This is a genomic window from Spirulina subsalsa CS-330 (genome assembly GCF_028330765.1).
Classification (GTDB): Bacteria; Cyanobacteriota; Cyanobacteriia; order Cyanobacteriales; family Spirulinaceae; genus Spirulina; species Spirulina subsalsa_A.
Window position 1 is genome coordinate 15422 of record NZ_JAQMTY010000299.1, and the last position, 12699, is coordinate 28120.

The 12699-nt window shown below is 55.2% G+C and carries 13 protein-coding genes; 9 read left to right on the plus strand and 4 right to left on the minus strand.

From position 1 onward, the window contains the following. Nucleotides 1–603: 603 nt before the first annotated feature. From PN477_RS20500 to PN477_RS20510, 3 genes are all read left to right on the plus strand, one after another. Nucleotides 604–1815 (plus strand): HhoA/HhoB/HtrA family serine endopeptidase, encoded by a 1212-nt coding sequence (locus tag PN477_RS20500; protein ID WP_417158874.1) that lies wholly within the window; start codon nt 604–606, stop codon nt 1813–1815. Nucleotides 1816–1821: 6 nt separating this feature from the next. Then, nucleotides 1822–2607, plus strand: a complete 786-nt coding sequence (locus PN477_RS20505) for a TrmH family RNA methyltransferase (protein WP_272122219.1) — start codon at nt 1822–1824, stop codon at nt 2605–2607. Between the two features lie 100 nt (nt 2608–2707). Then, nucleotides 2708–2965 carry a DUF7219 family protein gene (locus PN477_RS20510; protein WP_072622833.1) on the plus strand — a complete coding sequence of 86 codons (258 nt, stop codon included), beginning with the start codon at nt 2708–2710 and terminating at the stop codon, nt 2963–2965. On the opposite strand, the gene PN477_RS20515 is transcribed toward PN477_RS20510, so the two are convergent. Next, nucleotides 2962–3138: a DUF2256 domain-containing protein gene (locus PN477_RS20515; protein ID WP_272122223.1), complete on the minus strand. Its 177-nt coding sequence runs from the start codon at nt 3136–3138 to the stop codon at nt 2962–2964. The two genes, PN477_RS20510 and PN477_RS20515, sit on opposite strands and share 4 nt — an antisense overlap. A gap of 47 nt (nt 3139–3185) precedes the next feature. Between PN477_RS20515 and queG the strand changes: the two genes are divergently transcribed. Together queG and PN477_RS20525 are read left to right on the plus strand one after the other, a co-directional pair. After that, nucleotides 3186–4166 (plus strand): tRNA epoxyqueuosine(34) reductase QueG, encoded by a 981-nt coding sequence (queG, locus tag PN477_RS20520; protein ID WP_272122225.1) that lies wholly within the window; start codon nt 3186–3188, stop codon nt 4164–4166. Further along, the gene (locus tag PN477_RS20525) at nt 4163–4813 is read left to right on the plus strand and encodes an HAD hydrolase-like protein (RefSeq protein ID WP_272122227.1); all 651 of its coding nucleotides are present in this window, start codon (nt 4163–4165) and stop codon (nt 4811–4813) included. Before queG ends, PN477_RS20525 begins: the two co-directional genes overlap by 4 nt. A gap of 333 nt (nt 4814–5146) precedes the next feature. Here PN477_RS20525 and PN477_RS20530 read toward each other — a convergent pair whose 3' ends face one another. Beyond that, a complete protein-coding gene (locus PN477_RS20530) occupies nt 5147–6463 on the minus strand; it encodes an ABC transporter substrate-binding protein (protein WP_272122230.1) in 1317 nt (438 codons plus the stop codon). Nucleotides 6464–6540: 77 nt separating this feature from the next. Continuing rightward, on the minus strand, nt 6541–7650 hold the full coding sequence (locus PN477_RS20535) for an ABC transporter ATP-binding protein (RefSeq protein WP_272147597.1): 1110 nt from the start codon (nt 7648–7650) through the stop codon (nt 6541–6543). Between the two features lie 169 nt (nt 7651–7819). Here PN477_RS20535 and PN477_RS20540 point away from each other — a divergent pair, with 169 nt between their 5' ends. Then, nucleotides 7820–8212 carry an allophanate hydrolase-related protein gene (locus tag PN477_RS20540; RefSeq protein WP_272122234.1) on the plus strand — a complete coding sequence of 131 codons (393 nt, stop codon included), beginning with the start codon at nt 7820–7822 and terminating at the stop codon, nt 8210–8212. Further along, a complete protein-coding gene (locus tag PN477_RS20545; protein WP_272122236.1) occupies nt 8212–9081 on the plus strand; it encodes a putative bifunctional lysylphosphatidylglycerol flippase/synthetase in 870 nt (289 codons plus the stop codon). Before PN477_RS20540 ends, PN477_RS20545 begins: the two co-directional genes overlap by 1 nt. A 32-nt stretch (nt 9082–9113) precedes the next feature. On the opposite strand, the gene PN477_RS20550 is transcribed toward PN477_RS20545, so the two are convergent. Further along, the gene (locus tag PN477_RS20550; protein WP_272122238.1) at nt 9114–9707 is read right to left on the minus strand and encodes a Uma2 family endonuclease; all 594 of its coding nucleotides are present in this window, start codon (nt 9705–9707) and stop codon (nt 9114–9116) included. A gap of 149 nt (nt 9708–9856) precedes the next feature. Here PN477_RS20550 and PN477_RS20555 point away from each other — a divergent pair, with 149 nt between their 5' ends. Further along, the gene (locus PN477_RS20555) at nt 9857–10813 is read left to right on the plus strand and encodes a glycosyltransferase family 2 protein (protein ID WP_272122241.1); all 957 of its coding nucleotides are present in this window, start codon (nt 9857–9859) and stop codon (nt 10811–10813) included. A gap of 235 nt (nt 10814–11048) precedes the next feature. Then, entirely contained in the window at nt 11049–12431 is a 1383-nt protein-coding gene (locus PN477_RS20560) for a cation:proton antiporter (RefSeq protein ID WP_272122243.1), read from the plus strand. Nucleotides 12432–12699 lie beyond the last annotated feature (268 nt).

Sequence of the window (12699 nt, forward strand, 5' to 3'; positions counted from 1 at the left end):
TTTACAGTAACCCACCAATTAGCGTGTGCCGTGACACTCGGTTACGTTACCAAAATTCATGGGTCTAAAGCCCCGTCCTTCCTGGACGGCTTTTGATGGTTTATGATTAGCGTAGCGGATAGGGTAATCAACCGCTTTAAAAACCCGATGCTACCTAACCCGTAGCGACTGAACCTTGGCAATTGAATCTATGGGGTTCTACTTCATTGTTCTAGACCTCCCTGCCAGTAGGTAAAAGATTCACGGGGACTAGACGAATCAGCTTTTGGCAAATATTGCTGCCAATCCCAACAAACGTTGGAGCAATCCAACTACGGTGGGGCACACCGAAAGTAACGCTTGGGGAGAGAACCACCTCTATGTAGGACTTCGCAAGGAATCCTAGGTAAGTGGACTCGGTGAGCCAAGAATCCCCGTGCCTTTAGGCCGGGGAGTGTCAAAGTGTTAACAGAGAAGCGGATCAAGTCTACGGTGCTTGAAGGATTCACGGGTTGGTTTGCAACCATTCAAACCCAGTTTCTGTGGATTTTCAGCCGGGGGAATCCCTCCAACCGTGTTGCTAAGGAGTCGGCTCTCTCACCCCATTTATTGCGATCGCTGTTCATGAATTACCCACTCAAACAACTGAGTCTGTATCTAGGTCTACTCCTCGTCGGGGGGGGCGTTGGTGTGGTGGGTCATCGTGCCTTGATGGCCCCACCTGAACCCGTGGTCATCGAACGCCCCGCCCCCATCACCCCCACAGCGACCCTCTCCACCACCCCCACCGCCCCCATCCCCACGGCTGCCCCCGACAACATCAACTTCATCGCCGCCGCCGTGCAGCGAGTCGGGCCGGCCGTGGTGCGGATTGATGCCGGTGGAGCGTTCTCCAACCCATCCCCTGACCCTGACTCTGAAACGCAACCCTTTTTCCGACGCTTTTTCCGCGATGATCCGCCCCCAGTTCGCCCCCCGATCCAACGGGGTACAGGTTCCGGGTTTATTCTCAGTGCCGATGGCCGCCTGATGACCAATGCCCATGTGGTGGAGGGAGCAGACTGGGTTAAAGTAACCCTCAAAGATGGACGGACGGTGGATGGGCAAGTGGTGGGCCGTGATACCGTCACCGATATTGCGGTGATTAAAATTGAAGCCGAAGATCTGCCAACGGTGCAGTTGGGTCAATCGGAAACCTTAACCCCAGGGGAATGGGCGATCGCGATCGGTAATCCCCTCGGCCTAGATAATACCGTCACCGTCGGGATCATCAGCGCCCTTGATCGCTCCAGCAGCCAAGTGGGTGTGCCGGATAAACGGGTGAGCTTCATTCAAACCGATGCCGCGATTAATCCTGGCAACTCTGGCGGCCCCCTCCTCAATGCCCAGGGTGAGGTGATTGGGATGAACACCGCGATTCGGGCCGATGCCCAGGGCCTTGGCTTTGCCATCCCCATTGAAACGGCGACCCGAATTGCGGATCAACTCTTCGCCAGTGGCAGTGCTCAACATCCCTATCTTGGCATCCGGATGATGACCATTACCCCGGAAAGCCGGGCCGAATTTAACCAAAGCCCCAATGCGCCCTTCACCATTGAGCGCGACCAGGGGGTGATCGTGATGGGGGTGATTAATGGGTCGCCAGCGGAGCAGGCGGGGTTTGAGATGGGGGATATTATTGTGCGCGTGGGCGAAACGGCGGTGATGACGGCGACGGATGTACAGCAGCAGGTGGAACGGAGTGCGATCGGTGAACCGTTGGCGGTGGAGGTGGAGCGATCGCAGCGCACCGTAGCCTTAACTGTGCGACCGGGTGCGTTCCCCAACAACCCCTAAGTACCAATGATCACCAGTCGCCAAAATCCCCTTGTCAAAGACCTGCGCCAACTGCACCGCAGTAAAAGCCGCCGCCAACAGCAATGCCTCCTCCTCGAAGGCACGCACCTCCTCGAAGTGGCGCTTCAGCAGGGCTATCCCCTTGAGGTGCTGTGCTATACCGAAGCGTGGCAGGCAAAATATCCACCATTGGCAGCGGCAGCCCAACGCCAAGCCGCCCGCACAGAAGTTGTGAGCGAGGCGGTGTTAACCAGCATGGCGACGACGGTGCATCCGGATGGTGTGGTGGCGATCCTAGATGATCATTACTTGCCTCGCCAGGCTGCGTCTCCCCTGCGTTTGGGGCTGTTGTTGGCGGCGATTCAAGATCCGGGTAATGTGGGGACGATGATTCGGACGGCGGCGGCGGCGGGGGCGGATGGCCTGTGGTTGGGGCCAGGCACAGCGGCGGCGGATCATCCGAAGGTGTTGCGGGCTTCGGCGGGGATGGCGTTGCGGTTTCCGGTGCTGCCGACGGCGGATGTGGGCGAGACGATCGCAACCCTCAAGCAGCAGGGTGTGGCGATCGTGGCGACGACGATGGGGGCGGATTGTGTCTATTGGGATTGGGATTGGCGATCGCCGAGTTTGATTGTGCTGGGCAATGAAGGCGCGGGGTTAGGTGAGGAGATCCAGGCTTTGGCCGATGGGCAAGTCTCAATTCCCCAAACATCGGGAGTGGAATCGTTGAATGTAGCGATCGCAGCGGGTCTACTGCTCTACGAAGCCCAGCGCCAACGCCGCAGCGCATGATCCGACCGCTGCCATTTCTCCAAGACAATCAAAATCAATCATTACAATGGAATGGGCCCAACGGGGTCTATGAAAATGTTTCTAATTAATACTTACGACTATGGTTGATCCCAAAGACAACTTCATCTATCCCCGCGCTTCCTATCAAGGGCACTTTGAGCCGGGTAATCTCGTGTTTAATGCAAACTTGCAAGAATTTGCCCAACGGGTCAACTATATCTGCAACCTAGAAACAGCGGGCAAAATCTCATCCAATGATGCCTATGTGCAAATTAAAGACCTCTGGAAAACCCTGAAGCAAAGCTCGAAGGAACTGGGAATCTCGAAAAAATCTCCCCCCGATGAGCCGACGACTTAGGGGTCTGGGGCTTCAGCCTCTGTCGCCGCTGATGATCGACGGCGGCGACAGCGATCGCTGCAATATTTCACCTCATCCCAACAGGTCGCCCATTTCTTGCGCCAAGTGAACGGGCGATCGCACACCGGGCAGATCTTCGCGGGGCGATCGGACGGGTTCCGTTGACGAGCCATAGGTCAAACCCCGATTCAACAACTCTTGTGATTCTATTCATTCTCCCATGATCCCCGCTGCCTCCCTCACCGCCGCCCAGGTTAAACAAGAAGCCCACCGCCTCGGATTTCACCGAGTGGGGATCGCCGCCGTGGATGATGAGGCGGATCAGGCTCGCCATACCGCCCGTCTCCAGCAATGGCTCGCCCAGGGCTATCACGCCGAGATGGCCTGGATGGCCAACCCCAAACGGGCTAATATTCGCAACTATTGGCCCGAAGTCGCCGCCGTCATCGCCGTTGCCCTCAACTACTACACCCCCCACCCCCACAGCGATGATCCGGCGATCGGCAAAATCTCGCGCTACGGCTGGGGACGGGACTATCACCGCATTTTGCAGCGTCGCCTCAAAGCCCTGAGCCACTGGCTCGAATCCCAAGGTGAGGGCATCAAAACCCGCTACGCTGTCGATACCGCCCCGATTCAAGATAAGGTTTGGGCAGAGCGGGCGGGGTTGGGCTGGATTGGTAAACATAGCAACGTGATCACCCGTGACTATGGCTCCTGGGTGTTTTTAGGGGAAGTGTTGATCAATGTGCCTTTAAGCCCCGATGCACCCCATAGCAACCATTGCGGCACTTGTACCCGCTGTTTAGAGGCTTGCCCGACGGGTGCGATCGCCGCCCCCTACGTCGTCGATGCCAACCGCTGCATCGCCTACCACACCATTGAAAACCGCGCCGCCACCCTCCCCGACCATGTTGCCCCCCATCTTGATGGCTGGGTAGCTGGGTGCGACATTTGCCAAGACGTATGCCCCTGGAATCAACGCTTCGCCCAAACAACCGATGTCGCTGAATTTTACCCCTATCCCGACAACCTCGCCCCCGATCTCGCCAGCCTCGCCCACCTCAGCGAAGCCGACTGGCAGCAACGCTTCCCCGCCTCCGCCCTGCGTCGGATTAAGCCCACCCAATGGCAGCGAAATGCCCGTGCTAATCTGGACAACAGGAGCGATCCTGATGCCCCCTTTTCCCCACCCCCATGACCGAGCCGATCATTCTCTTCGACTTCGATGGCACGATCGCCGATACCCATCAAATGCTGATCGCTATTCTCAATCGCCTCGCTGATGAATTTGGCTATCCGCCCCTCAGCCCTGCCCAAGTGGAAAAAATGCGGGGCCTCAGTTCCCAAGAAATTATTCGCCAGTCCCAAGTTTCGGTGTTTAAAATTCCATTTTTAATCCGCCGGGCCAAGGAAGAAGTACAACGCACGATGCCCGATGTGTTGCCGATTCAGGGGATGGTGGCGGCCTTGCATGCCCTGGCGGCTGAGGGGTATCAATTGGCGATTTTGACCTCAAATTTTGAAGAAAATGTGCGGATTTTTCTAGAGCATCAAGCCCTAGATGGGTTGTTTCGTTGGGTGGATGCCGGGATGACGATTTTCGGCAAACATCGGATGATTCAGCGGGTGCAAGACCGCTATGGGGTGACGACGGCGGATCTGATTTATGTGGGGGATGAAACCCGTGATATTGATGCCGCCCATCGCAGTGGGATTCCGGTGGTGTCGGTGACGTGGGGGTTTAATACCCGCGAAATTTTAGAAATTCATAATCCGGATCGGTTGATTGATGATCCGGCCCAGTTACGAGAGGCGATCGCTTCCCTCTGCCAGCAACGAGCCTAAGCCGAAATCCATCTTGGGGTGTACCGTTCGGATGCGATCGGACGACGCGAACCCCCCCACCGGCTCTTGATTCTGCTGGGGTGGGTTCGCCCAGGGTCAAGAGATTCAGTCCGATTTGAGTTCCTGTCTTATCTTAAATGTGCAAAGAAGACTCCCACCATATGGCACAGCTAAAATAATGTTTTTTCGTAGTAACCCACCGATTAAGGTGTGTCGTGGCACTACAAGCAACCTAATTCTTAAGGGAAGATATTAGCGGGGGTTGCAGGGCGGTGCGATCGCGGGCCCTCAGCTTCCAGCTTGGGAAACTGAGAACCCAGACAGGGAGAGACATCAAGCGGCGATGAACTCATTCCATTTTTGGATCAGGTAGGTTTGCTCATCCATGACGGAGTTCCAACACACCACATTCCCCATCCGTTCATCAAAAGAGCCACCATCGCGCACGCTTCCTTGGTCAGCGATTTTCTTTCCGAAGGGATCAACGATATCTTCGGCGGCTTCTTTCCCTTCGTACCAGTAATCCCATTCAAAGGGTTCCATGAAAGCCTTGGATTTTTCGGGGGCGGCGCTGTAGTAGCCTTGGCGACTGAGGAACGCACCGAGCCAACCATCGAGCATCCATTCAAGATAAGCATAGGCGGCATCGAGTTCCATTCCGGAGAGGCTGCGGGAGAAGCCAACGCCACCGCCCCAACCGCGATAGCCTTCCTTGAGGGGGCCATAGGTGCATTCAATCCCCTGCGATCGCACCGCCGTCACCGCTGGCGACCACATCGATTGCAACACCACTTCCCCCGATGACATCAGGTTCACCGATTCATCGAAGGTCTTCCAGAACGCCCGGAACTGACCCGCATTTTTGCGCTCGATCAAGATTTCCGTCACTTGATCCAGTTCTGCTTTGGTCATGTTGCCCTTGTCGCCGAAGGTCATCAAGCCCGACGCTTCGAGCACCATTGCCGCATCCATAATCCCGATCGAGGGAATATCAAGAATCGAGGTTTTACCGGCAAAGTCATCATCAAACAATTGCGCCCAGGAGTTAATCTCTTTGCCCACCAAGTCCGGCCGCCAACCGAGGGTATCGGCGTTGTATTGGAATGGAATTAGCGTCGCCCAATCCGTCGGCTCATCGGCAAATTCGCTGGATTCGGCATCTTTGAGATACATCACCTTCCGGGGGGCCGTGCCTTGGGAGGTGTTGACGAGTGCGCCATCGTAAAGATTACCGGTGGTGAAGATCGAGACAATCTGATCAAAGGATTTGAGGCGTTTAATATCAATGGGTTGTAAATTTCCCGAAGGCACGACCAAAGGCAGGCTGAAATATTCCCCGTCGAAAATATCGTATTGCCCCGGTTGAGTGATGGCAATTTGGTTATTTTCTTCGGTACTCAGGGCCCGCATTTCCAGTTTAAAACCGAGGTCTTTTTCGGCTTGTTCGCGAATTTCGTTGATTTGTGAAACGCCCGTGCCGATGAAGCGGAGGGTCACGTCTTTGCTGTTATTGGCGTTGAATTCTGGGCTTTTGGGGCCGTTGTCGGTGGTGGTGGTTTCTTCGGGGGCTGCGCCGCAGCCTTTGGCGGTGAGGAAGGCCCCGGCAGCGAGGCCGGTTTGAATGAGTTTACGCCGTGAAATGTTGGACATGGTGGTTTGCTGAAATAAAAAGTTTAGGGGTGAGTGATTTTCAAGTCAGGTGAGGCGAGGACTGTTGCGATCGCTGCCTAATGGGGCAGAAAAATACAATCCGATGGGGCCCAACTGAGGGTCACGACTTGACCTTCTTGATAGTCCGTGGCAAGCCAGGCCTCGGTTTGGGCTTTGTACAGCAGCTCTTGACCGTTGTTTTCTTGGAGGAGGGAAATCCGGGTAATGTAGCCGGTAAATTCTACGGCAACAATCCGGGCGGTGAGGTGGTTCGGGTGAGGCGCGGGGCTGTTGGGGTCGCTGATCTGGAGTTGATCGGCGCGAATACAACAGGCAGCGGCTTGACCCAGGGGGGAGGCATGGCCGATACAGTGGACGGGCCCCACGTCGGGGACATCAAGACCGATGAGATCGCGCCCCTTTTCCCCCGGTTCCGACTCCCGCACCGTGCCGCGAAAGATGTTGTTATCCCCGACAAACTGCGCCACAAAGGTAGAGGCGGGCTGAGTATAGATCTCCATCCCGCTCCCCACTTGATCCACCCGGCCATGATCCATCACTACGATCACATCTGAGAGGGAAAAGGCCTCATCCTGGGCATGGGTGACTTGAATGAAGGTCATGCCAAACTTTTTTTGGAGGCGGCGCAGTTCGCTGCGGGTCTTGATCCGGAGGGATTCGTCAAGGGCGCTCAAGGGTTCGTCCAAAAGCAGCACTTGGGGACGGTTGGCCAGGGCACGGGCCAGGGCAATCCGTTGCTGTTGACCGCCGCTGAGTTGGGTGGGTTTGCGGTGGGCAAAGGATTCCATGCCCACGAGGGCGAGCATTTCCTCAATAACGGGAGTGCGATCGCGCTCCGGTACGCCCCGCATTTTCAGACCAAATCCCACATTATCCCAAACCGTTTTATGGGGAAAAAGCGCGTAGTTTTGAAACACCATGGCGGTATTTCGTTGGGCGGGCGGTTGTTCCGTCACTCGCTCAGTGCCAATGAAAATATCACCGGATGTAACCGTTTCATGACCCGCCAACATGCGGAGGGTGGTGGTTTTTCCGCAACCACTGGGGCCGAGGAGACAACAATATGATCCGGCCGGAATGTCGAGGGTGATATTTTCAACAGCAGTGAACAAGCCATACTTTTTGGTCACCGATCGCAGTTGCACTCCCTTAGCATCCGCATGCAAAGCAGTTGAAGGCGGTGATGGTTTCGTTAGGGGGGGAGTTCCCGTCATAGCAGCATCATTTTTCAGTGGGCTGGAATTGTTCAATCGTACCTAACCCCTGTATAACGTTAGGAGTGACGGGCTTAATGTATCGGAATCTACCGTTTTTTGACGAGGTGAGAGTATTTTTATGAGCGACACAAAAATCACGCGGGTTTTTATTTGCGGTTCTGCATTACGGGGGCAACCCGATCACGGCACGATCGCCGATACGGAATTTCTCGGTGCGGTGCAAACCCAACCCAACTATCGACTGCATTCGGTCTATGACCAGCATCCGGGGGTGTATGCTGTGCCCAGTGGCGGGATTGCGATCGCGGGGGAACTCTACGCCATGACCCCGGCACAATATCAGCACCTCCTCGATAACGAACCGCCGAATCTCTATCCAGGGCCGGTCACCCTCGAAGATGGCAGCGAAGCGATCGCGATGCTCTACCCCCAAGACCTGATCGAAGCCAACAACCTGCCGGATGTGTCGCAGTTTGGCGGCTGGACGGCCTATAAAGCTTCCTTAGGATAATGAAACGATGGATGCAACGAATGGTGCGATCGCTGATTGTGGGCGGTGCGCTCTTTTTCCTCGCATCTACCCTCCGCCACCATTGGCAACAGATTACCCCCCTAACCACGGCAGCGATCCAATGGCCCTGGATCGCTGCCGGATTTGTGGTGACCCTGCTCGCCCATAGTTGGTCGGGTTGGGTATGGGGCTGGATTCTCGCCGATCTTGCGCCCCAGATTTCCCCCCGCTGGGCGATCGCCACCTATCTCCAAACCACGATCGCTAAATATATCCCCGGCAACGTCTGGCATCTCTACGGCCGCATCCACGCCGCCCAAACCCAAGGCCTTTCCCTCACCGCCGCCACCTTCTCCACCCTGATCGAACCGTTGCTGATGGCCGCCGCTGCAATTCTCGTCGCGCTCCTCACCTGGCCCGTGGGGATCACCCTCTGGCAACCGATCGCCCTCCTGGGTATTTTGATCACGATTCATCCCCAAGTGCTCAACCTTGGCCTGCGCTGGCTGGCCCGCTGGAAGCGCAGCGACCAAGCCCCGATGCAACTGCACCACTACCCCTGGCGGCCCTTTGGTGGTGAGGTGATTTTTGTGGGGTTGCGGGCGTTGGGGTTTTATTGCACGGTGGCGGGGTTGATGCCCGTGGCGGTGGGGGAATTGCCCCGTGTGGTGAGTGCCTTTGCGATCGCTTGGGTGTTGGGGTTGGTGTTGCCCGGTGCGCCGGGAGGGTTGGGGGTGTTTGAATCCGTGGCGGTGGCCCTGTTGTCGAGTCAGTATTTTTTTGCGATCGCCCTCTATCGCCTCAGTAACACCCTCGCCGAAGCCGTGGGAGCCGGGTTAGCCTCGCTTATCCAATCCCCAAATCAGTAGACGCGAAAAATCGGGCGCAACAGCTTTCACCCCTAAGATTCGGTGAGATTCAGACCACGATAAATCTGCTCAATCGGGACACTCAGGTTAATACTTTTCAGTGCGATCGCATCCCCCGGTTGGTAATTAAAAATCAACCAATCCCCTGCATTATTTTTGTGATAAAGATCAATCGCAACACCGGTAGAACTGACTAACAAATAATCAATCAGAGCAGGATTTTGACGATAGTGGCGGAATTTTTCGCCTCGGTCGTAGGCTTCGGTACTGGGTGAAAGCACTTCAACAATTAAGCAGGGATATCGAATATATTGGGTTGTGCTGTGATCTCGCTCATTACAAGTCACACTCGCATCGGGATGCACATAATCCTGTGTGCCGACAACGTTAACATGCAGATCTGAGTTGCCGATGATGTAGCAGCTAGGATCTAAGTGATGATCAAGTATTGTGGTTAACCGAACGGCAATCTGGCTATGGTTAACGCGATTATCCTGCCTTGCATAACATTGACCAACACCATACACTCGACCGTTGATCAGTTCATGTTTTTCTAGTTGTTGCTCTTCCCATGCAAAGTATTCTTCTGGGGTGAGTGTGGGAAAGTTTTCTTTGGCGGCAATCATACCTTTTCCTCATTGACAAAATATTGCACCGTAAACCCCAAATCTTATTCGCGGATATGAGTATTCTGGCGCTGATCCCGATTATCCCCATGGTATCTCTCGGCTAACGATGCGGTGTACAGTAGAGAGCGGCCGTTGTAACCCTTGCCATGGACATTTCCCCCCTCGCCCCTGATGTTTCCGTTGTTGTGCCGATCTATAACGAAGTGGAAAGTTTAGAGCGGTTGGTGAATGCGATCGCCGCCAGCCTCCAGCCCACCAGCCTCCGCTACGAAATCCTCTGCATTGACGACGGCTCCACCGATGGCTCTGGCGAACTCCTTCGCAAACTCGCCCAAGAACGCCGCTACCTCCGCGCCATCATCCTCCGCCGCAACTACGGCCAAACCCCCGCCATGGCCGCCGGTTTCAAACACGCCCAAGGCTTAACCATCGTCACCCTTGACGGCGACCTCCAAAATGATCCCGCCGATATCCCCATCCTCCTCGCCAAACTTGAAGAAGGCTACGACCTCGTCAGCGGGTGGCGCAAAAACCGCCAAGATGCCGCCCTCACCCGTTTATTACCGTCCAAAATTGCCAACTGGCTGATTGCCCGCATTACCGGCGTGCGCGTCCATGATTACGGCTGCTCCCTCAAGGCCTATCGCGCCGAACTTGTGGCGGACATGAACCTCTACGGCGAACTGCACCGCTTCCTCCCGGCCTTGGCCTTTATTGAAGGGGCCCGGATCGCAGAATTGCCTGTGCGCCACCAGGCCCGGCAGTTTGGTCAGAGCAAGTACGGTTTGGGGCGAACGTTTCGGGTCGTGCTGGACTTGATGACGATCTTTTTTATGAAGCGCTTTTTGACCCGGCCGATGCATGTGTTTGGCGTAGCTGGATTGGTTTCGACGTTTTTGGGGGTTGCCTTGGGGCTTTATCTGACGGTGTTAAAGTTTGCCCTCGGACAGCAGATTGGCGATCGCCCCCTGCTCATTCTCGTCGTGATTTTAATTTCCATTGGCGTTCAGTTCTTTAGCATCGGTCTCCTGGGGGAACTCCTGATGCGCACCTATCACGAATCCCAAGGCCGCCCCATTTACCGCATTCGAGAAATCATCTAGCGATCGCCCCTCCTTCGCTGGCTCGATTAATAGGAAATACTTATTGTTTTGATTAAAGATCGCAGTGCCTGGTTGCACGCTTGGGGGTAGATCGATGTATCCCTTTCCATTACTATTGACTTTAATCAATCCAACTCTCTAAAACATTGACATTAATCGATAGATAAGGGCGATCGCCCCATCTCTTTCACCCTCGGTTTATCCCCTGACTATTTGCACGTTCCATGAAACTCCTATGATGCTACTTCCCCATCTTCCCTGGCCCAGCGCCCTCCTCCTCGAAGCCGCACCAACTGAAGCAGACTCCTCCCTGATCTTGGCGGGTGTCCTGCTCAGTTTAGTGGTCATCTACTTCGCCAGTAAACTTGGCGGCGAACTCTCCAAACTCGTCAACCTCCCCCCCGTTTTAGGTGAACTCGTCGGCGGGGTCGTGGTCGGTGTCTCTTTTCTCCATCTCCTAATCTTCCCCGAAGGTGGAGCCACCGCCAGTGATTCCCTCTTGATCACCGTCCTTGAAACCGTTGCCGGTCTGACTCCGGAGGCCGCCGCAGGTGTGTTTCGGAGTCAAGGTGAAGTGGTTTCTGTCTTAGCAGAATTGGGAGTCATTGTCTTACTTTTTGAAATTGGTCTAGAGTCTGATCTCCGCGAATTACAAAAAGTCGGGTATCAAGCCGCCCTCGTTGCGATCGTCGGCGTGGTTGCGCCCTTCGCCGGGGGAACCTTGGGCTTGATGTTCTTCTTCCATGTCACCGCCATTCCCGCCATTTTCGCTGGGGCAGCCCTCACCGCCACCAGCATCGGCATCACGTCTAAAGTCCTCTCCGAAATCGGCCGCCTCAAGTCCACCGAAGGCCAAATGATCGTTGGTGCAGCGGTGATTGATGATGTGCTGGGTATTATCGTCTTGGCCGTTGTCGCCAGTCTCGCGAAAACCGGTGAAGTAGACCTCGTCAATGTGGCCTGGTTGATCGTCAGTGCCACCGTGTTCCTCTTGGGCGCGATTTTCTTGGGTAAATTCTTTAACCGCTCCTTTGAGGCTGTGGCGCAAAGTCTGCAAACCCGTGGAAATCTCGTCATTCCGGCGTTAACCTTTGCGCTGATTATGGCGTTTTTGGCCAATGTGATTCACCTCGAAGCGATTCTAGGGGCGTTTGCCGCTGGTTTGGTGTTGGATGAAACGGATCTGCGTAAGGAGTTAGATCGTCAAATCATGCCGATCTCAGATATTCTCGTCCCGATCTTCTTTGTCTCTGTGGGGGCAAAAGCTGACCTGGGCGTGCTGAATCCCTTTGTGGCAGAAAACCGCGCCGGGTTGGTGATTGCGGTGTTCTTACTGGCGATCGCGATCGTCGGCAAACTGATCACCGGTTGGGTCGTCTTCGGCACACCGGGCATTAATCGGTTTGCGATCGGTGTGGGCATGATTCCACGGGGCGAAGTGGGCCTCGTCTTTGCCGGGATCGGTTCGGCCAGTGGTGTGTTGGATAAACCCCTCGAAGCCGCGATCATCATCATGGTAATCCTCACCACCTTCCTCGCACCGCCCTTCCTCCGTTTAGCATTCCAACAGTCTCCACCCCTCGACCCCACCACCGACCCCAACCCCGCCGCCTCCTAACCAGGCTGACGGCAGGCCAAAGGATCAGAAAATTCATCCCACAAGACCGAAAGGGTTTCACGATCCTGATGGTCTTGTGGGATTGCTGTTTAGGGTGTCCGGTTGGCGTTAGAAGCCGTAAAAGCAGTTGACACTCCCACCGTTAAATCAAAGATTATAACGGGGGATTCTTGCTTCATTGGGTTTGTCTAGTCTCAAGTCATCTCTGTCTTGAAACCCCGTCCAGATTCCCCTCCACAAGCGTCTGTTTAACGTCCACTGAATGTCC